This is a genomic window from Pseudoalteromonas sp. OANN1 (assembly GCF_024124685.1).
GTDB classification, from domain to species: Bacteria; Pseudomonadota; Gammaproteobacteria; order Enterobacterales; family Alteromonadaceae; genus Pseudoalteromonas; species Pseudoalteromonas piscicida.
Genome location: NZ_JAMXSE010000017.1, coordinates 45,098 through 65,022, shown reverse-complemented (window position 1 = coordinate 65,022; position 19,925 = coordinate 45,098). Strand labels below are relative to the sequence as shown.

General features: G+C 43.3%; 18 protein-coding genes. 4 read left to right on the top strand and 14 right to left on the bottom strand.

Annotation, left to right across the window (positions count from 1 at the left end):
• Positions 1–57 precede the first annotated feature (57 nt).
• The 6 genes from NH462_RS14675 to NH462_RS14650 form a co-directional block, all read right to left on the bottom strand.
• The gene (locus NH462_RS14675) at positions 58–996 is read right to left on the bottom strand and encodes a ParB/RepB/Spo0J family partition protein (protein ID WP_017218543.1); all 939 of its coding nucleotides are present in this window, start codon (positions 994–996) and stop codon (positions 58–60) included.
• A gap of 15 nt (positions 997–1,011) precedes the next feature.
• Positions 1,012–1,797, bottom strand: coding sequence for a ParA family protein (locus NH462_RS14670; protein WP_010376876.1), 786 nt, complete (start codon positions 1,795–1,797; stop codon positions 1,012–1,014).
• A 14-nt stretch (positions 1,798–1,811) separates the two neighbouring features.
• Positions 1,812–2,432: a 16S rRNA (guanine(527)-N(7))-methyltransferase RsmG gene (gene rsmG / locus NH462_RS14665; protein ID WP_253106334.1), complete on the bottom strand. Its 621-nt coding sequence runs from the start codon at positions 2,430–2,432 to the stop codon at positions 1,812–1,814.
• Between the two features lie 15 nt (positions 2,433–2,447).
• Entirely contained in the window at positions 2,448–4,337 is a 1,890-nt protein-coding gene (gene mnmG / locus NH462_RS14660; RefSeq protein ID WP_211858924.1) for a tRNA uridine-5-carboxymethylaminomethyl(34) synthesis enzyme MnmG, read from the bottom strand.
• A 422-nt stretch (positions 4,338–4,759) separates the two neighbouring features.
• Positions 4,760–5,197 (bottom strand): FMN-binding protein MioC, encoded by a 438-nt coding sequence (gene mioC / locus NH462_RS14655; protein ID WP_253106331.1) that lies wholly within the window; start codon positions 5,195–5,197, stop codon positions 4,760–4,762.
• A gap of 409 nt (positions 5,198–5,606) precedes the next feature.
• Entirely contained in the window at positions 5,607–6,404 is a 798-nt protein-coding gene (locus NH462_RS14650) for an isocitrate lyase/phosphoenolpyruvate mutase family protein (RefSeq protein WP_253106329.1), read from the bottom strand.
• Positions 6,405–6,643: 239 nt separating this feature from the next.
• Between NH462_RS14650 and NH462_RS14645 the strand changes: the two genes are divergently transcribed.
• On the top strand, positions 6,644–6,949 hold the full coding sequence (locus NH462_RS14645; RefSeq protein ID WP_010376865.1) for a hypothetical protein: 306 nt from the start codon (positions 6,644–6,646) through the stop codon (positions 6,947–6,949).
• A 127-nt stretch (positions 6,950–7,076) separates the two neighbouring features.
• The gene (locus tag NH462_RS14640) at positions 7,077–10,664 is read left to right on the top strand and encodes a hypothetical protein (RefSeq protein ID WP_253106326.1); all 3,588 of its coding nucleotides are present in this window, start codon (positions 7,077–7,079) and stop codon (positions 10,662–10,664) included.
• 50 nt (positions 10,665–10,714) lie between these two features.
• Here NH462_RS14640 and mnmE read toward each other — a convergent pair whose 3' ends face one another.
• Entirely contained in the window at positions 10,715–12,079 is a 1,365-nt protein-coding gene (mnmE, locus tag NH462_RS14635; RefSeq protein ID WP_253106322.1) for a tRNA uridine-5-carboxymethylaminomethyl(34) synthesis GTPase MnmE, read from the bottom strand.
• Between the two features lie 211 nt (positions 12,080–12,290).
• On the opposite strand from mnmE, the gene NH462_RS14630 reads away from it, so the two are divergent.
• Positions 12,291–14,471, top strand: a complete 2,181-nt coding sequence (locus NH462_RS14630) for a winged helix-turn-helix domain-containing protein (RefSeq protein ID WP_253106319.1) — start codon at positions 12,291–12,293, stop codon at positions 14,469–14,471.
• 3 nt (positions 14,472–14,474) lie between these two features.
• Here the strand turns inward: NH462_RS14630 and NH462_RS14625 are convergent, their stop codons facing one another.
• Genes NH462_RS14625 through NH462_RS14615 form a run of 3 tightly spaced genes read right to left on the bottom strand, consistent with a single transcriptional unit; the run spans position 14,475 to position 16,359 of the window.
• Positions 14,475–15,212 carry a hypothetical protein gene (locus NH462_RS14625; protein WP_253106317.1) on the bottom strand — a complete coding sequence of 246 codons (738 nt, stop codon included), beginning with the start codon at positions 15,210–15,212 and terminating at the stop codon, positions 14,475–14,477.
• Positions 15,212–15,670 (bottom strand): TlpA disulfide reductase family protein, encoded by a 459-nt coding sequence (locus NH462_RS14620; protein ID WP_010376857.1) that lies wholly within the window; start codon positions 15,668–15,670, stop codon positions 15,212–15,214. The genes NH462_RS14625 and NH462_RS14620 overlap by 1 nt, the downstream gene beginning before the upstream one ends.
• Before the next feature lie 17 nt (positions 15,671–15,687).
• The gene (locus NH462_RS14615; RefSeq protein WP_253106314.1) at positions 15,688–16,359 is read right to left on the bottom strand and encodes a cytochrome c biogenesis protein CcdA; all 672 of its coding nucleotides are present in this window, start codon (positions 16,357–16,359) and stop codon (positions 15,688–15,690) included.
• A gap of 218 nt (positions 16,360–16,577) precedes the next feature.
• Between NH462_RS14615 and NH462_RS14610 the strand changes: the two genes are divergently transcribed.
• Entirely contained in the window at positions 16,578–16,793 is a 216-nt protein-coding gene (locus NH462_RS14610) for a DUF1496 domain-containing protein (protein WP_010376854.1), read from the top strand.
• A 75-nt stretch (positions 16,794–16,868) separates the two neighbouring features.
• On the opposite strand, the gene yidC is transcribed toward NH462_RS14610, so the two are convergent.
• From yidC to rpmH, 4 genes are all read right to left on the bottom strand, one after another.
• The gene (gene yidC / locus NH462_RS14605; RefSeq protein WP_010376852.1) at positions 16,869–18,503 is read right to left on the bottom strand and encodes a membrane protein insertase YidC; all 1,635 of its coding nucleotides are present in this window, start codon (positions 18,501–18,503) and stop codon (positions 16,869–16,871) included.
• Between the two features lie 8 nt (positions 18,504–18,511).
• Complete coding sequence (gene yidD, locus NH462_RS14600) at positions 18,512–18,814, bottom strand: membrane protein insertion efficiency factor YidD (protein WP_253106311.1); 303 nt, start codon at positions 18,812–18,814, stop codon at positions 18,512–18,514.
• A 173-nt stretch (positions 18,815–18,987) separates the two neighbouring features.
• Positions 18,988–19,422, bottom strand: coding sequence for a ribonuclease P protein component (gene rnpA / locus NH462_RS14595; RefSeq protein ID WP_010376847.1), 435 nt, complete (start codon positions 19,420–19,422; stop codon positions 18,988–18,990).
• Positions 19,423–19,428: 6 nt separating this feature from the next.
• On the bottom strand, positions 19,429–19,563 hold the full coding sequence (gene rpmH / locus NH462_RS14590) for a 50S ribosomal protein L34 (protein WP_010376846.1): 135 nt from the start codon (positions 19,561–19,563) through the stop codon (positions 19,429–19,431).
• Between the last annotated feature and the right edge of the window lie 362 nt (positions 19,564–19,925).

The following is a 19,925-nucleotide window of genomic DNA, read 5'->3' as shown; positions in this document are numbered from 1 at the left end:
TAGCGGCGCAAAATAAAGCACCGCATTCACGGATTAGTCAATTGGTTAAGTTTACCGTTAGTCAGCTTCATTCATTTCAGGGTTAATACGCCCCAAAATACCATCAAGCTCATCCAAACTAGCATAGGAAATAACCAGTTTACCTTTACCTTTTTGGTTGTAGTTGATCTCAACTTTTGCGCCTAAGTTTTCCTGTAATTGCTGTTCAAGCAGCTTCACATCAGGATCTTTTTGCTTCGCTTCTTTTTTCTCAACAGGCTCTAAAATGGTGCGAACCAGTTTTTCGGTTTCTCTTACGGTTAATCCTTTGGCCACAGCAGTTCTTGCTGCTTCAGATTGCGCTTCACCAGTTAGGGCAAGTAAACAACGAGCATGGCCCATTTCTATATCGCCATGTTCCAACAAGATTTTTACATCATCGTTGAGATTGTTGAGACGAAGTAAATTGGTGACCGTCGTACGCGATTTACCGACCGCATCGGCAACTTGCTGATGCGTGAGTTCAAATTCATTAAGCAATCGATCTAAAGCAATTGCTTCTTCCATCGCATTGAGGTCTTCACGCTGAATGTTTTCAATAAGCGCAATCGCAACAGCCGCTTCATCCGGCACATCTTTGATTAAACAAGGAACGGTATCTTGCTTTGCTAGCTGTGCCGCACGCCAACGTCTTTCACCGGCAATAATTTCAAAGCTTTGCGTGGTAACTTTACGCACCACAATAGGCTGTAAAATCCCCTGTGAACGGATCGAACTCGCCAGTTCCTCTAGTGCCTGTTCAGACATATCTTTACGCGGTTGATATTTACCCGGCTTTAGCCACTCAATAGGTAATCGTTGTAACTCTTGTTCAACCGCCGATTCGGCAGGTGCTTCACTGACTGTCGCAACCGCTTCTTGTTGATTAGGCACAGGTGCCGCAGCACTTGGATTAGGTTTAGCTGAGCTGAGTAGGGCATCCAACCCTCGGCCTAAACCACGTTTTTTAACCGACATGTTCTTTTTATCCTCTTAGGCAACCGCAGCCGCTTGCTTTTCTTTGCGTCTTAGCATTTCACCCGCTAGCGCTAGATAAGCTTTCGCACCGCTTGATGCTCTATCATAATACATCGCAGGCGCTCCAAAACTTGGCGCCTCCGCTAATCGCACATTACGAGGGATCACAGTCCGGTACACTTTATCACCAAAGTGTTGTTTTAACTGCTCAGATACGTCGTTAGCTAGACGATTACGCGGGTCGTACATAGTGCGCAAAATGCCTTCAATTTGCAATCCTGGATTCACCAACTTGCCGAGTTGGGTAATGGTGTCCATTAAAGCTGTTAATCCCTCCAGTGCATAATATTCACACTGCATCGGAACTAAAACCGCATCGGCGGCAGCCATGGCATTTACCGTTAGCATATTTAATGAAGGTGGACAGTCGATGAATATATACTCATATTTATCTTTTATTGTCTCAAGGGCGTTGCGTAGTCTCACTTCGCGCGCAAACAACTCCATCAGTTTGACTTCTGCCGCGGTTACATCCCCGTTGGCTGCGATCAAATGATACTCACCACTGGTTTCTGTGGTGATCACTTGATCCATTGGCGCTTCTTCGATCAACAGATCATAAACCGTAGCGACATCGGCGTATTTATCAACGCCACTGCCCATGGTTGCATTGCCTTGGGGATCGAGATCGATCAACAGAACTTTACGTTTAGTCGCCGCCATGGACGCGGCTAAATTCACCGCAGTGGTTGTTTTACCAACACCACCTTTTTGGTTTGCTATTGCAATGACTCTTGCCACATTGTCCTCGACAATTAATCTTTAGAAAGAATGATTAAATGGCGCTCACCTTCAAGCTTGGGCACCACTAAACTAATATCTTGCGATAAACTCACGCCGTTTGGTAATTGTTCTAGCTCATCCGCAGGGTATTGACCCTTTAGTGCTAAGAATACACCTTGGTTATCGATTAAATGTGAACACCACTGGATCATATCTTGTAGTGATGCAAAAGCACGGCTGAGTACACCGTCTAATTTAACACTTGGCTGATATTCTTCAACTCGAGACTGCACTGGGGTAACATTCTCGATGCCAAGCCCATGTTTTACCTGCATTAAAAATCGAACTCTTTTACCAAGGCTATCAAGAAGAACAAAATTGATGTCCGGTCTAGCTATCGCTAAAACCATACCCGGTAAACCCGGTCCGGTGCCAACATCAATATAGTTACTGCCCGTTAAGTGTGGCGCAACAACCAAAGAATCCATGATGTGTTTTACCATCATTTCTTTTGGGTCACGAACGGAAGTGAGGTTGTAGGCTTTGTTCCATTTATCCAGCAGCTGGACATATTCGACCAACTGCCGCTTTTGTTGTTCGCTGAGCTCGATTGAGGTATCAGCGAGTAATTCATTCAATTGTTCTAGTAACACAGTGTTCCACTGCTATTACGCCGACTTACGTAATAGCCCTTGCTTTTTCAGATACACTAATAATAGCGAAATAGCAGCAGGGGTGATACCAGAAATACGTGAAGCTTGGCCAATCGTTTGTGGACGAGCATCACTCAGCTTTGCCACAACCTCATTTGACAGGCCGCTTACCTGGCCATAATCAAACTCAGCAGGCAGTAATGTCTCTTCATGACGAAGCTGTTTATTAATCTCATCTTGTTGACGCGCAATGTAACCGGCGTACTTAGTTTGGATCTCAACCTGTTCAAGGGCTGGAATATTATCAAACTCAGATCCTAATCCTTCGATTGCCATCAGGTCGTGATAATTAACCTCTGGACGGCGGATCAGATCTTCAAGACTGGCTTCGCGTACCAGTGGTTTTTTCAATAATCCATTTACCGCTTCAAGTGCAGGGTGATCTTTATGGATCCAAGTATTGCGTAGACGCTGTGCTTCTTGTTCCATAACTTCAAGCTTGTCGTTGTATGCAGCCCAGCGTTCATCGTCAACTAAACCTAATTCGCGACCTTTTTCCGTTAGACGTAAATCCGCATTGTCCTCACGCAGTAACAAACGGTATTCAGCACGCGAGGTAAACATACGATAAGGTTCTTTTGTACCAAGCGTTGCTAAGTCGTCAATCAACACACCGGCATAAGCTTCATCACGGCGCGGTGTCCATGCTTCACGGCCTTGAACTTGAAGGGCTGCGTTCATACCCGCAATCAACCCTTGGGCACCAGCTTCTTCATAACCGGTTGTACCGTTTATTTGACCTGCAAAGAATAAGCCATTGATAAACTTAGTCTCTAATGATTGTTTAAGGTCACGGGGATCGAAGAAGTCGTACTCAATTGCATAACCTGGACGACAAATATGCGCATTCTCAAAGCCTTTAATAGAACGCACGATCTCCAGTTGGATATCAAATGGTAAGCTGGTGGAGATACCATTTGGATACAGCTCGTATGACGTTAAGCCTTCAGGCTCTACGAAGATCTGATGTTTTTCTTTATCAGCAAAACGCACAATCTTATCTTCGATGGAAGGGCAGTAACGCGGACCAATCCCCTCAATCACGCCAGCATACATCGGCGAACGATGTAAGTTATTGCGGATCACATCGTGGGTTTTTTCATTGGTATAGGTGATATAACAAGGGATCTGTTTTGGATGATCAGACACTTTGCCCATAAACGAGAAAACCGGAGTAGGGGTATCGCCTGGTTGCTCTTGCATCACTGAAAAATCAACCGTTCTTGCATCGATACGTGGTGGAGTACCTGTTTTTAGACGATCAACTCTAAAAGGCATTTCACGTAAACGCTCAGCCAAAGCGATAGAAGGAGGATCGCCAGCACGACCGCCTTTGAAGTTTTCTAAACCAATATGGATTTGGCCACCCAAGAAAGTACCAACCGTTAGCACCACTGAAGAAGCACTAAAGCGTAAACCCATTTGAGTTACGACACCTTTGACCTGATCGCCTTCAACAATCAGATCATCACAAGATTGTTGGAAGATCTTTAAGTTTTCTTGGTGTTGCAAAATGTCTTGGATCGCCGCTTTATACAATGCGCGATCTGCCTGAGCACGAGTCGCTCGTACCGCTGGGCCTTTCGATGAATTAAGGGTTCTAAATTGGATCCCACCTTTGTCGATTGCTTTGGCCATTGCACCACCAAGCGCATCGATCTCTTTAACCAAATGACCTTTACCAATCCCACCAATAGCTGGGTTACACGACATTTGGCCTAAGGTATCCATATTGTGTGTTAACAATAAGGTATTCATACCCATACGTGCAGCTGCAAGTGCAGCTTCAGTGCCTGCGTGTCCACCACCAACAACGATGACATCAAAATGTTCATGATAAATCATTTACGGGATCCTACTTAAAACAACCGAGCAAATTTAGAAAGGATGCGTATTCTACCTAGAATTAACCAGAAGTGAAATGGTTAAATTTTGCACAACGCAAAAAAGAGATCACTTAAAATATATAAGGATCTTTTTAAAGATCTTTATTGATCTTACTACTACTGATCCTTTGATCTGTGAATAGTTTTGTATTCCTGTTTAGATCCAACTGCTTAACTAAGATCAATTGGTGTGAATTAGATCGGATCAATGGGCTTAAAACCTTTGATCAACTTGGCACTTTATTCACAGGGCTAGATCTGAATTATTTTATCCAATGGATAAGTAAGCGTAGATCAGCAGTTAGATCATAGGTTATCCACAATACGATCTAAAATAGACTGAATTTGTGAATAACTTCTGTGTATTTCAATGTTGCAGCGTTAAGCGACACATTCAACAAACTTAGGTAACCAAGCAATAGCGGTATCTTCTGGTAGATCTGGGTGTAAAACATCGATCTTTTCAATGTCTAACAACTGCGTCGCACCTTTTTCTTTAAGTAGATCAGCAAGATTAATAGCTGCATGATTAAAGGTGTCGTAACTTGAATCACCAATTCCCACTACCGCAAAGCGTAACTGGCTTAGATCCGAGCTCGCTTTTAGTGCTGATATAAAAGGTAATAAGTTTTCTGGATAGTCACCGGCCCCATAGGTTGATGTCACCACCAGCCAAAGTGCTTGCTGACAAGCTTCAAGCTCGGGTTTTTCATGCAAATTCACGATATAACCTTGAGATTCAAGCGATTCCATTAGCTGTTCAGCAACGTATTCTGCTGATCCCATTTGGCTGCCTACAATAAGATCTAAAGTTTGCATTGTTACCCTTACCTAAGTCGTATTGCGCGCCATCTTAGCGTTTAACGTGAATATGTAAAGAGGGCTTTGAAGTAATTGGATAAAAATATTTGCACAAATAGTGTGTGATTTTTAATTTTTTTATTTATCCACATGAAATAAAAGGGAAAAATAAAATATTCCTAAGCTTAACTCAGTGATTTATTTGTGGATAATCTATGGGATAGCTGAGCCTAAAAATACTTTTTTAAGCCAAGGCGCATGCTTGAAACGGTAAGAACTTCGCTGTTTTTGAACAGATTTTGAGGTTGTGGATGAGGTGTTGTGGATAACGATCTAAAAGCTGGAAGTCGATCCAGTCTTTTAGATCTATATAGTTAGTTCCATATAATAAAAGAATCTAAAAAAACGGTCAGATCTTGTGAATTATTTAGTTTGACAGCCAAGTTGTGCGGACTGATTGCTCAAATAAGAAGTCTACAGTATGTTCTTCGAGCAGCCTTCTGGTGGCTGATTCTTGTAGTGCTATCACATGATCGCTGAGAGCGTTACCCGATGAGATACGTTTGACTCCTAACTCTGCTAACGCCTGTTTATCACTAAATCCGGGCAACAGCATTACATTGACTGGAATTGAAAGCAGGGCTGTTAGGCGTTTTATCATGGTGGTGTCGGTTAAAGCAGGAATAAAAAAGCCATCGCAACCAGCTGCTTGATAGGCGAGTGCACGCTCATGCAGCGCCGCTTCCGTCCATTGTGGTTGTAAGCAAAGATCACAACGGGCATTAATAAAGAAATGATCGAAACCGCCATGACGTAAAGCTTGTTTGATTGCCTGCAATAATGCTTGGTGTGCCTTTATATCGCGTAAGCTGCTCTGGTGACTGGGTTTGTCTTCAATATTGATACCTGCAACGCCAAGGTCGGCCAATTGGATAATATGTTTGATGATCTGATTTTGATCCGCGCTGTAGCCTGCCTCAATATCAACACTTAATGGAATAGTGATCACCTTAAGGATGGCACTTACTGTTTGTAGTACACGGTCAAATGTGAGTTGTTCTCCATCTTTGTAGCCCTGATGATTAGACATACCCCAGCTTGTTGTCGCAACGGCCTGACCACCAGCCTGTTCGATGATAAGCGCTGATGATGGATCCCAGCAGTTAGCTAGAAAAAGCGGGGCTGATTGTTGGTGTAGTGCATTGAAAGTTGTAGATAGAGCCATTTTATTTCTCCTAAGTTGAAGTGCTTAGGATACGCAGTGTAGGGATGTTGGACTGGCCAGATTTAGCACTTAACGTGAATGGGTAGATTTGTGGTTATCGCTCAGATCCTGCTTGTAGGCTTGCTAATATTTACTTTTTATTAATATTTATCAAAAGCTTAACGATGAGTTTGATATTGACCTAGTTACATGGATTCGAAATAATAGTGTCGATATTAAGGAACTACAAAAGGTAAAACATGGATAAGGATCTGCACATTAGTGCTGCTGAAAATTGGTACTCATTTCGTATTAATGCATCTGGAGAGTTGGAATTTAAACGCGTTGCACTGTGGGCTGCTGATAAACAGGGTTCAGTAAGAGGGCTAGTCTCTGGTACTGCCAACAAAAAATTCGCCAACTATTTATACAATGCGCCATACGCACACGGTGGTTATATTCATTGGGATGATATGACACCCGATCAACAGAAAAAAGCAAAGCAGGACTCTCAAATAGATATCGACAGGTTAAAGGAGCTGCAAGCTGAGGATGCTAACGCGTAGCTGCCACTCGCTGTGTTTAGCATTTACTTGAAATTGCCGCAGTTCTCAAAGCTGCGCTTCATTATCTTTTTCTACTCTATAGCCCGATTGGTGCGGCTATACGTCAAATTCAATTAGAAATAACGACATGAACCAATTCGATAAAAACCAGATAATCACGCTGGATATCCAAAACCCGCAACAAATAGAATTAGCATTAGCTCAGTATAAGGCTTTGTTGGACAGCGATAAGGCCTGTTTTAATAGCCAGTTTGATGTTGAGTTTAAGCAACTTGACGAAGAGGGGATACGCCGTTTGCAACCGCAAGATAGTGGCAACAACCTAAAGTTGCTTCAATCTGCATTAGATTTAGGCCAAGAAGGCGGTGCTCACCACTATGACCACATCATACTTGATGACACCGAAAGCTATATTTCTGAGGTCATTTTATTTGCAGCAGCGCTGCAATACCCTGAGATCAAACAAGCCGTTGTAGAAACAGCCAAGGCAATAGTGGCCTATAGTCGACGCCAAAATGACACCGATGAAATGTGGCTTGATGATATACGGGTATTTGGCGTTGAAGCTTTGTATATGCTTGCAAAGACGGATATACAGTGCGCCTATTTGCTAGCACAATACTTTGTGCCTTATTGGGATGATGAACATGCCTGCGGCTATGAAAGCTATTTAAGTTCGTTGCTACACGAGCATGGTTGGCATCGTGAAATGATCAAAGCGTTTATCTGGTGTGACAACGATAACTTTAGATCTGGCATGTTCAAAAATGATCAATACAGTGAAGAATGTGACTACCAGCCGCTTGGGGAATATTTACGCGAAAATCCTGAGAGTTATGAGCAGTTTAAAGCATTAGTCATTGCACGTTTTCAAGCTGAACCGGTATTACTTGCCCATGTCGATACCATGTGTGATGAGGATGAAGAAGAAGACCTTAGTGGTCATCAGCCTGTGATCTCTTTGTATCAATCGCTATTCCCCCATAGCTGTTTTTATGACGATGAAGAGGCCAAAGACAGCTTTATGGCAATGTCATTTTTTGGCAGTACTCTCGAAAATGAAGCATATGATTTACAGCAAAAAGTCCAATCAGAGGTTGCAGGCCCATTAGTTAAAATTGCACAGAGTGCCATTGCTGCTCGTGCAAGCTATCGCGCTTATCTTGCTAGAGATGAGCGTAAATATGAGCTTAACTATGGTACTAATTTGTTGAAACCTTTAGTGCTGGCTATGCCCCAGGGCCAATTATTATGGCGCTATATTGAAACTGGGGAACCACAAACCGTATTAGAAACAGTCTGTGAAGTAGATGTGCTTGAATTAGCGAAACTGCATGCCAGTGACATGGCTGAGCACCTTATTGATCAATTGAATAGTTTTGAGCGTAATAATCAAGGCATATCTGGGGAGCTGGAGTCGGTGCTCAGCCTTGTGCGAGGCGACCTACTTACTGATCATTTCAGTGAAGAAGCTGAATATACACAACCCAATGGCATGATGTTGACGCTTGCGGTACGCAAAGATGCAGAAAACAACTTACTACAAGCTCGTGCTGAGCAGTACCTTCGCGTGATTGATGTATTTTACCATGCCCTAGGCAAGCGTGAGTTTAGCAAATATATGATGGCATCACTTACCGAAGGGGATGAAGCACTACTCTCCAGAGAAGCCTACTATCAGCGCTACACTCAACTCTCCGTGTCTGATATCAAGAGCGCGGCTGAAAGTGCCAACGCCAAAAATATCCAGTCGATATTTCGTCACTTTACTAACCCAGATGAATTACTTTGTCGCAAGCATCTTAAGTTGGTAGATGAGCACTTTCGCTCATCGCGTGCGCTATGCCACCCAGAGCAATGGCCGCAATTGGATATGGGATTAATTACACTGGCCAGCTATCACCTGCACAGTGATTATAATCAGCATATTGGCGACGATATTACTGAGGCACTAGCAAATTATCTTAACGACAATCATATTTGGCAACTCGCTGCCCAACACATAATTCAGAAATGTCATAAAAAGTCCGACCATTATAACCCTGATAATTTAGGATTGTCCGAGGCACAAATAACTCGGATCTGTGATTACTTTACTGCAGACACGCCGCAAGAAGATTTAAGCAGTTTATTGGCATTAGTGCAGCCGCAGTTATATCGAGATGAATGTTGTCGCGGCGATCTTTACCTAAACAAGTTTAGTGAAAAGCAACCGAGCTATCAGCTTTTTAAAGATCATGATGATGATTTCCAACGCTTTACCCTAACGGCATTTTGGTTGCGACAGCTACCTTTCCCCCAGCAAAATAAAGCAGATCGTTTGTGGCAATTTATTATTGCACTTGCGCCAGTTAGGGCTGCACGCAACGTGCTTCGTGCTCATTCGGATGATCATTGGAGCATAGAATTTGACACTATACTCGATGAAATTGAGGTCTACGAACAGTTAAGTAAAGCTGGAATAGATGGCGGTGTACTAAATGCCTATGAAATGAGCAACCAACGTTATAACTCCGAACGCTACTTGAATTGGATAGAGATTTACAGCGAAATAGCTAGTGATGATAACAGCATGTTTGGCAGCATGGGACGTAACAAAGCCAAAGCTATGGAGCAGGGACTCGCGTATATCAATGAGCGCACGAAAGTTGAGTTTTTACATCATGTATCGCTTAAACACCCGGAAGTTGAGCTTGATTTCAGCCATGATTTGCAGCGCGCGATTGATATTTTTGTGCAATTAAACCTGCACTCTTGGGAGCATGCGTTAGCACAGGAATTAGGTAGGGATTGTCTATATTTCGGTGAAGGTGAAAAGTTACCAAAGAAGCTGCATAAAGCCATTGTAGCGGATAGCCTCTCAATACACGATAAGCCTTGCCATGTTGATGGTCGAAGTTGGGAAGCGTGCACTGTATTACAACAGCAAGGAGACAATTACGTTATTGTGATGGCCGATCATGAGGTGTCGTTTGCTTGGTATGAAGAAAGGCTGCCATCGGGGCCATTACTGATATTTTCAGAACAGCTTGAGCGTGCGGCTATTATAAAACGCGTGGCTGAACTGCAAGTGCAATCCAATCGCATTAAAGCGATTGTTGAGCAAACGATGGCTTATCTACATAACGAAGTCGAGTTTGATGTCATGGCTGCGCTGTTTAAAGGGCAAATCTCCACCGAGTTTATGCGTATCGATACCGATGAATATCAAATGTATAGTCTCCGTCAGTTTGTGTGGATGTTAGATGCTAAGCGTCGCAACAAATTGGTACGTCTGCTTCTTAATCATGACTATCGGGGCTTTAAATTAATTGAAGCGCAAATGGAACAACCTTGGCTGTTACATCAACTGGCACACAATGAGATAGATTTTGAAACTTACCTATCAAAAAGTGGGGAATATGAAGGCGAAGCGTCCGAAACCGGGATGGCATTTTTGCTCACCTGGTTATTTGATATCGGCGTTAAACCCGAACATTTGGTGCTGTTTTGTATTAAGCGCAGTCACTTTGACGTATGTCGTGAATTTATCGTGGCACATGCCCGTGGCCAATATGGCTGTTTTAAACAGAGTTTGAGCTATTTATATGCTGATCGCCGCGCTGAACTTCCCGAAATATTCAGCCAAGCAGCAGACGCTGAAGCATTGCTAGCCCCATTAAGAAAAGACAAATCTCGCAAGGTAAAAGAAGCGGTAAACCAATACGCTGGTTAGTGTGTAGTCATACGCCCAAAAAAGGGCGTATGACTACTCAGATATTTGGGTTATTTACCGATACAAAATGAGCTAAAGATTTTGCCAAGCAAGTCGTCGGAGGTGAATTCACCGGTGATCTCATTGAGGTATTGCTGGGTAAGGCGTAGCTCTTCTGCCAAAATTTCACCGGCAATATGCATTTCTAGCTGAGTTTGACCTATTTCTAGGTGCTCAGCAGCGTGCTCTAGGGCGTCTAAGTGACGACGGCGAGCCATAAAGCCACCTTCAGTTGCACCAGTAAATCCAATACAGGCTTTTAGGTGTTCCCTCAATAAATCAATGCCTTGAATGTCTTTAGCACTTAGACGGATAAGGGTATGGCCATCACTCGTTGTTGCGCCAACGGCTTCACCGCTTAAATCGACTTTATTGCGGATCACGGTAATTTCCATGCCTTGTGGCAATTGCTCGATAAAATCAGGCCAGATCTTCGCAGGATCGGTTTCGTTGGTTTCGGTGCCATCCACCATAAATAGTACGTGATCGGCGCCACGGATCTCTTCCCAAGCACGCTCAATACCTATTTGTTCTACTTTGTCTGGACTATCACGAAGTCCTGCCGTGTCGATAATATGAAGCGGCATGCCATCAATATGAATATGCTCACGTAGTACGTCTCGTGTCGTACCTGCGATGTCTGTAACAATCGCGGCTTCACGGCCTGCTAAGGCGTTAAGTAGCGACGATTTACCTGCGTTAGGGCGGCCAGCAATCACCACGCGCATGCCTTCACGCATGATGCTGCCTTGTTTGGCTTGTTTACGCACTTCTGCGAGTTGCTGAATAATGGCTTCTAGGTCACCCGAGACTTTACCATCGGAAAGAAAGTCGATTTCTTCATCGGGGAAATCTATTGCGGCTTCTACGTACATGCGCAGATGAATTACTTTCTCAACCAAAGTATTGATATGTTTAGAAAAGTCACCTTGTAGTGAATGTAGCGCACTTTTTGCAGCTTGCTCGCTGGTGGCGTTGATCAAGTCTGCGATAGCTTCTGCTTGCGTTAAGTCTAGCTTGTCGTTCATAAAAGCACGTTCTGAGAACTCCCCAGGCTTTGCCAAGCGCACTTGTTCAATTTGGCTGATTTCCTTTAACAGCATATCAAGTACCACGGGGCCACCGTGGCCTTGTAACTCAAGGACATCTTCACCAGTGAATGAGTTTGGCCCTTGGAAGAACAATGCGATACCTTGATCTAGCTGTTCACCTGCTAGGGTATTAAATGGCAGGTATTCGGCATAGCGAGTTTTTGGGCATTTACCTAAGATTAGCTCTGCGACCTCTCGGGCTTTACTGCCTGAAACTCGAATGATACCAACGCCACCGCGACCCGGTGCGGTAGCCTGTGCTGCTATGGTGTCTTGTGCGATCATGATGACTCTTTAGACTGTCTGGTTAATAGCCATAATTGTACAGCAATTGATATATCTCAGGTATAGCTGGTGGGTAATATCTAAGTCTGCTCATTGCGTTTTGGGTGGTTGATGACCTTAATGATACGGTTATGCGCTTTTGTCAGGTATAATTATGGTCACAGTTTTTACTGTTCTTACTAGCAAAGGTTGTATAAGGGAAACTAACGCTGTGCTGCACTTTCTTCAATACCGCTTCGATCCAAATGTCTCGTGTTTATATCGTGATGCTGAGCAAGTGCCACTTAGGCCGAGAGTCGCGCAGCTGTTGGCTTATTTTTTAGCCCATCCAAATCAAATTGTTACACGTGAAACATTGCTCAGCACATTGTGGCAACACGGTGAGTTTAGAGAAGCTGCACTAACACAAAGTATCACTGAGCTAAGACAAGCCCTCAAAGATAACGCCCAGCAACCCACATTTATTAAAACCATACCGCAGCAAGGTTATCAGTGGATTTGTCCTGTTGAGAGCCGCACATTTAGCACATTCAAACTCACTACAACAATGAAAGCGATGTTTGTCGTTGGCGCTGTCGCGTTAAGTGGAGTAGCCGCGAGTGTTTACCTCGTTTCTAGCTCAGCACCCGTTGTCACTCGTGTTAAAGCTGAACAAGACTCGTTAATCATTGTGCCTATGGTGAATGAGACGGGTGTGCAAGCCAATGCGTGGTGGGGTTATGCGCTTGAAGCGGCATTGAGACAACATTTACAGTCTCATTATCAATTAGTACCGCGAAGCCAATATCCTGAGCTTGCAGAGAATAGTGCGATTAAACAGCTCACGCTTTCACTAAAGCCGATACAACAGCGTTTTTTACTCAGTGTTACTTATGGAGATACGCAAAGCGAGATAATTGTTGAACAGTTAGATGAGAGCTTTGAAGCGATTGCAACAGAGGTTATTGCGCAGTTAGCGCTAGGTGTTGACACTAAAACCGCCAAAAAATCATCCTTAAATCTAGCAATGAATGACTATTACCGCGGTGTACAAGCATTAAATGAACAGGGACCTCAACTGGCAAAGGCATATTTTGAGGCGGCTGTGGCACAAATGCCAGAACATCTAGAAAGTCAGTTGGAGCTTGCGCAAATTTGTTGGCAGCTCGGTGATATTGATTCTGCCACACGTCGATTCGAACAGATTTCACTAAGTTCAGCTTCAACCGCAACTCGTGCTCGCTACCACCTCTATTACGGAGAGTTTTTCAAGGCACGAGGCTTACATCAGCAAGCGTTGCAGCAAGCTCAGCTTGCCCTCGATGCTGCTGAGCAAAGCCAGCAAGTTGAATTGATTGCGATGGCATATCAACTCAAAGCGGATGCTTTTTGGGTGTTACAACGTTGGGATGAATACCAGCAAGCGATGAGCTCAGCGCATGTTTTGATAGGCAGTCGCTCGTTTGCCTATAGCGAAGCACAGCGGAGTTTCTATCTTGCCAATCCACCAGCTGCTGGTCCCGCTGAGAAAACGTTACTAAACTTAGAGAAGAGTAAACCTGTGCTCGCGCAAGCCATTGCCTATTATGAGCAAACAGAGCAGACCATGAATCTAATAAAAGCTTTGTTTGCTTATGGTCAAAATTACTTAGTGCCAGTGGTTGAAAGTGAGCCTAGTTTATTAAAAGCCCTCGCTTTAGCTCAGAAAAATGGTTATCACTATTTAGAAAAGCAAATACTCACTTACCTAGGATTCTACTATATTCAGCTACATCAGGGAGAAAAGGCGCTACGGTATTTAAATGAGATTAACGGCGAGCCGCGTTTTATTCCAAGTTATGAGCAACAGCAATTACTGATTGGCATGGCGCATATGGATATCGCATTGCAAACGGGTGATGCGGATGCAATGCAAAGTGCAATTACGCAATATCGAATGCTGTTAGAAAGCGATTATATTTCTTCGGTGACGCGTGCCAACGTTAAATTGTTACTGGGTTGGACCTGGATCAAAGCGGGCAAGCTCGAATTTGCAGAGCAGTTGACGATTGATGCAATGCACGATTATCAAATGTTACAGCTACAAGAAGTTGAGACCTATGCGCTCTATACGCAAATGTATATCCACCTTTTGAGAAACGAGCCTCAACAAGCGCTTGAGATCATTACAGCACATCAACATACCAATTCACATCTTTTATTGCTTTACGGTGTTGTTGCGGCTGATATGTTAAATGAAGAAGCGCTGCAAAAGCGCTTTTCAGATAAATTAGCTGGACTCGAAAACAGCCAATTACTACAGCAACAGTTGCTGCAAATACGCCAGCAAAGCAGCATCGATAAGCATTTTATTGCTGAGCTTATCGATGCCCCTTACAGCGTCTATTGTCAGAGTAAATGGACGATAAATTAGGCCCTAGTCTAAGTTGGGTGGCTGATTACCGCGATAAACGATTTCACCGTGTTTATCTTGTACCACCCAGTAAGGTAGCTCTCTAATCTCAAACTGGCTAAATACTTCGTTGTGGTGATCGAACACAATATCGTGTTTGATCTCAAAACGTTGTTGGTAGTCTCGAGCACTTTGTTCTTCCACATAAAAGGGCTTAATCACAGTAACGACCGGATACGCACTCGAGGCAGCGAGTTGATTGTTTTGCTTTATTCTCATTTCACAGGCAGGAATATGTTGAAATGGACACAAGCTATCGCTGAAAAATAACACTCTGTATTGACTGTTTATAGTCGCTATCGAAAATGGCGTACCTGTGAGTGTTTGCAATGGGATCCGTGTTTCTTTCTCTGTGCTTGGTGCATTGTTAGTCGTCAACAACTCTTGTTTGATAACTTTGTCGTCTTTAACGATAACACGAACAGGCGTTTGCCTTATTGCAAAGCGTTGCAGCAACTGGTTTTGCTTATCAATGGCTAACTCAGCATAGCTTGGATAGGCCTTTTTAAATTGCGCTAAGCTTGCCTCATCAATATTAATATCGGGCTGTAGCAATTTCCTTGGTGCTAGTGGCGTTGGTAGAGTCGTGGGCTGTACATACTCATCCCAAATATTAATAAACACATACTCTTGCGTGTTGGCGTGCGCAAACAAGCTGAGACACACAGCGGCGAACATAAGTAGGGCTTTAATTGATGACATTAGTTTGCTCCTTGGAGTGTGCTCAGATGTTGTTGCAGCTCATCTGTAAACAATGCGCTGCGATAGATTTCTTTGCCGTTTTCATCAATGAGGATATGTTGTGGCGTGCCTAACACTTGAAACTGCTGAGTTATCTTGCCATTACCATCAAATACCGTTGGAAACTGGTAATTATGTTTATCAAGGTAAGCTTGCACGCCTTTTTTCGACTGATTGAAGCCAATATTGATGGCGATAACCTGATAGTGGTTATTGGCTTGCTGAAAGCTTTGCTCAAGCAGTGGCATTTCTTCCACACAGTAGGTGCACCACGTTGCCCAAAACTTCAAGTAAGTGACTTTGCCTTGACTGGTTACGGTATTGTTTGCAAGCGTATTGGCGGTAAGTACGGGATAGTCCTTTGCTGCAGACATTGTGCTGAGTAACATAAAGAGTGAATAAAAAATGATTTTTTTCATGGTGGTTCCTTTGCCTTTTATAGCCAACTTTTGCCAGCTTGAATAAGAAAATATTGCGCCATCGCGACTAAGATAAGTGCGGTTGCTGTAGTGATGTGATTTAACCAAGCTCCAGATCTTGGTAATGTATGCAAAAAGCGTGTGCTTAGCCCTGCTAGCAGTAATAAGGTGCTCATACCGAGCGCAAAACTAAACAGCAACGCGCCTCCTAAAAGAGGTTGCTGGGCATTAGCAACGAAGAGCAATAAGCCACCTAGTATTGGAGATGTACAAGGAGCCGCAACAAGAGCGCTGGCCATGCCCATTAGAAGAGGTGCTGGTGAGCTTGTTGAAATAGCATTTGGCAAGCGTGGCAGAGAGATTAAGCCTTTTGATACCGCAGCAAAGTAGAGTAATAGATTGGCAAAAATAAGCAGCACCCAAGGGTTTGTTGCTACCTGGCCAAAGAAGCTACCGGTTAATGCTGCAATAAATCCAAGTGCGGCGTACACCGCTGCAAAGCCTAGTGCATACCAGATTGGAGCAAGGCGAATATGGCGTTGTTGGCTAAGGGTTGCAACTGTTATGGGAAGTATGGGATATACGCAGGGCGTAAAGCTGGTGAGTACACCTACTAAGAGTGCAATAGGCACTAACCACCAATCAGTTTCGGCACTGGAGAGTGCCTGTAGTAATGTAGATTCAAGCATCGTCTTCTCTTTGCATTTTTTAACTGCAAAAGAGCATGACGGGTAGCACAAGTTTGACCTATCAAATCGTTATAAAATCGCTATCAAATTTTATCAAGTATTTGATTTTATATTTTAATTGTTATGAGTTTAAAAGAAAAAGTGCTTTTGCTTGATGTGTTCATAAGATAAGGTAAGTTACCTAGTTTAGGTAAATTTATACGTTAAAGGGAGATATTATGAATAGACTAACACTAGCGGTTGTATCTGCAGCATTTGCGGTATCTGGTTCTGCACTAAGCGGTGAGAATGTAAAACCAGACTACGACCCTACAAAGTATTGTTATTATGCTGATCAGGCATATTCTAAGGGAGCGGTAGAAAAGCAAAATAACAAATGGAAAGTCTGTGTTGACGGCGGTCCAAATGGTGAGCTCCAGTGGATTGATCAGTAACGACAACTTTATATGATACGCAAATAAAAAACGCCAGCTGTGAAGCTGGCGTTTTTTATTCAAGGTGTACGAGCGTTAACCGCGTACTTTCATGCCTTTTTTCTCCATGCCACGGTAGATGATAAGCATCTGAGCGATAGAGATAAGGTTTGAAACCAACCAGTAAAGTACCAGACCTGATGGGAACCAAATAAAGAAGATTGAGAACACGACTGGCATGTAAGTCATCATCTTTTGTTGCATTGGGTCTGTAACTGTCATTGGCTGTAGTTTTTGGGTTAGGAACATACTTGCGCCAAATAGCACTGGTAGTACGTAGTACGGGTCCATTGATGATAGATCCGTTAGCCACAACATAAACTCAGCATGACGTAGTTCCGTTGATTCAAGGAATACGTAGAACAAGGCTAGGAAGATTGGCATTTGTAGTAGTAGTGGGAAACAGCCACCCATTGGGTTCACTTTTTCCTTACGGTACATTTCCATCATCGCTTGGCCGAACTTCTGGCGGTCATCACCATAACGCTCTTTTAGTGCCTGCATCTTAGGCTGTAGCATGCGCATTTTAGCCATTGAGGTGTATTGCGCTTTAGTAAGTGGGTATAGCGCCGTTTTCACAATCAAAGTGATAGCAATAATCGCCAGACCCCAGTTACCTAAAATACCGTAAAGGAACTTAAGCAGAGTCAGTAACGGTTGTGAAATAAACCATAACCAGCCGTAGTCTACAGTGAGATCTAGGTCTTCTTGAATTGCTTCAAGCGCTTCTGTGTCTTTTGGACCCATGTAGTACACCGCATGGATGGTTGCCGTGCTGTTTGCTTGAACATTAGTTGGCTCGCTCTTCATACCAACAATACCATTACCATTTCTAAGCGCGGTATAAATCGTATTATTGGTTTGCTGATCTGGCACCCATGCACTGACGAAGTAGTGCTGTAGGAAAGCAACATAGCCGCCTTGGGTATTTTTATTCAGGTTCGCATCCGCCATATCAGAGAAGCTGTATTTCTCATAAGGTTCTTCAGCGGTACCATAGGCTGCACCTAAGTAGGTCTGATCAACCATGCTGCCTTTATCTTGGCGTGTACGTTTGATTTGTGTGTACAGTTGTACTTGAACAGGTGATGAGGTGGTGTTGTTAACTTGGTATTCTAAGTCAACGTCATATTTACCTGCTTTAAATACGTAAGTTTTTGTGTACTGTACGCCTTTCTCATCAGTAAAAGTCAGTGGTACACGTAATGTATCGCCATTAAGCTCATATTGCTGTTGTGCAGACTCATAGACTGGGCGACCAGCCTTGTTCGCGTCAGGGCCGTTTAAACCAATTAAACCACTCTGTGAAACATACTGTTTGCCTTCAAATTCACCAAGTAACATGAAAGGCGTGTCGCTGCCATGGGTTTCTGCGTGTTGTAGTAAATTAGCTTCAATGATGTCACCGCCTTTAGTATCAATTTTTACCGAAAGTACATCGGTAGTGATACTAATGACAGAACGCGTTGCCTGAGTTGCTACAACTGGGACATCGGATTGGCTTGATGCTGGTACATCAGCTTGCTCTTCTGTTGGGGTTGAGTTCGCCACTTGTTGTGTGACGGCACTGGTATCAGCTTGCGGTTGGTTTTGTTCTTGTGTCCACTCTTGGAACAGTAGGAACGAAACCAGCAACAAACCGATAAATAAAAACGTGCGTTGCGATTCCATAACAGCTCTTATTTCTCGTGTTGTTTAACTTTAGTCGACTTCACAGGTACAGGATCATCTCCACCTGCGCTCAAAGGGTGACATTTTAATATGCGTTTAACCGCTAACCAACTCCCTTTTGCAATTCCATGTAAATTAATTGCTTGAATTGCATAACTAGAACAGGTCGGGTTAAAGCGACAATGAGGCCCGAGTAGGGGGCTAATCCATTGTTGATAACCGCGGATCAGCAATATAAGCAGGCGCTTGGGAAGCGAACAAACTGCTTTGAACTGATCTCTGATCTTGCTACGCCCTGAAGTTGAATTCATGGCTTTGTAGATACCAATTTCCTCAATTTACTGCTTAAACCCAAGTAGGCAAAAACAGACTATTTTTCCATTGATATAGCTGATTAAAAGGTGAGCTAACCTTACCTTAATTGGCGTAAAATTACTATGCTAGCAAGGGTAAATGCGCCGTAAAAAGGAAAGGCTAAAGCAGATTATTGCTTTTTCGCGTTAGCTTGAGGATTTTTTGAACGCTTGTGTTGAGGCTTTGGCTTAAAAGGTGGTTTAGGTGCACCAGGCTTACAACGTTCATTTATTTTGCGCCACATCTTAGTGAGCTGTTTAGTTAGCTCTTCATTAGATTGCTCGTCAACACCGGTTTTGACCATCAACACAATATCGATGTTATCAAGTTTATGACGATTTAATCGAAAGCTTTCTCTGGCAAGTCGTTTGATACGGTTTCGTTGACATGCTTTTTTGCAGCGTTTTTTTGCTACAGTTAAACCGAGTCTTGGATGACCAACATCATTTGGTTTTGCAAGTAGAGTAAAATAAGGCGTAGCAGCGCGAGCTGGCTCTTGAAATATGCGGGAGTAATGCGAGGGAGTTAACAGACGTAACTCCCTGCTAAAGCTAAAGTCTTCCACTAAATATTAAGCAGAAAGTACTTTACGGCCTTTAGCACGACGACGTGCTAATACTTTACGACCGTTCTTAGTCGCCATGCGAGCACGGAAACCGTGAGTGCGCTTGCGCTTAAGTACGCTAGGTTGAAAAGTTCTTTTCATAACAATTCCATCCGATCGGTTAAAAGTTAAAACATCCTATGCAGGTCGCGATCCTGGCACAGGTGCCATTGCGAGCGCGAGATATTAAAGCTGAGCGCGTCTAAAGTCAATCAAAATCTGTTCTCTGTGGCTAAATAATCCACAGTAGAATTTCTTTATCCTTATATATAGACAAAACTTGGCAAAGCTATCGAGCAAACATAGACGATCTACATAAAGTAGGATCAATACGAAATCGATCTGCATAGATCTGATCCGATGGGCGGCATTATAGCATTTAGTAAGAATAGGAAAAGCTCTGGAAAACTAAATTTGATCTTAATTTTGGGGTGAGATCGGGAGAGTTTTTTGCTATGATCTTA

What these genes read in the sequence shown, in the direction of transcription:
- NH462_RS14675 (WP_017218543.1), bottom strand. Translation starts at nt 996, where the DNA reads ATGTCGGTTAAAAAACGTGGTTTAGGCCGAGGGTTGGATGCCCTACTC.
- mnmG (WP_211858924.1), bottom strand. Translation starts at nt 4,337, where the DNA reads ATGATTTATCATGAACATTTTGATGTCATCGTTGTTGGTGGTGGACAC.
- mioC (WP_253106331.1), bottom strand. Translation starts at nt 5,197, where the DNA reads ATGCAAACTTTAGATCTTATTGTAGGCAGCCAAATGGGATCAGCAGAA.
- NH462_RS14650 (WP_253106329.1), bottom strand. Translation starts at nt 6,404, where the DNA reads ATGGCTCTATCTACAACTTTCAATGCACTACACCAACAATCAGCCCCG.
- NH462_RS14645 (WP_010376865.1), top strand. Translation starts at nt 6,644, where the DNA reads ATGGATAAGGATCTGCACATTAGTGCTGCTGAAAATTGGTACTCATTT.
- NH462_RS14640 (WP_253106326.1), top strand. Translation starts at nt 7,077, where the DNA reads ATGAACCAATTCGATAAAAACCAGATAATCACGCTGGATATCCAAAAC.
- mnmE (WP_253106322.1), bottom strand. Translation starts at nt 12,079, where the DNA reads ATGATCGCACAAGACACCATAGCAGCACAGGCTACCGCACCGGGTCGC.
- NH462_RS14625 (WP_253106317.1), bottom strand. Translation starts at nt 15,212, where the DNA reads ATGTCATCAATTAAAGCCCTACTTATGTTCGCCGCTGTGTGTCTCAGC.
- NH462_RS14620 (WP_010376857.1), bottom strand. Translation starts at nt 15,670, where the DNA reads ATGAAAAAAATCATTTTTTATTCACTCTTTATGTTACTCAGCACAATG.
- NH462_RS14615 (WP_253106314.1), bottom strand. Translation starts at nt 16,359, where the DNA reads ATGCTTGAATCTACATTACTACAGGCACTCTCCAGTGCCGAAACTGAT.
- NH462_RS14610 (WP_010376854.1), top strand. Translation starts at nt 16,578, where the DNA reads ATGAATAGACTAACACTAGCGGTTGTATCTGCAGCATTTGCGGTATCT.
- yidC (WP_010376852.1), bottom strand. Translation starts at nt 18,503, where the DNA reads ATGGAATCGCAACGCACGTTTTTATTTATCGGTTTGTTGCTGGTTTCG.
- yidD (WP_253106311.1), bottom strand. Translation starts at nt 18,814, where the DNA reads ATGAATTCAACTTCAGGGCGTAGCAAGATCAGAGATCAGTTCAAAGCA.
- rpmH (WP_010376846.1), bottom strand. Translation starts at nt 19,563, where the DNA reads ATGAAAAGAACTTTTCAACCTAGCGTACTTAAGCGCAAGCGCACTCAC.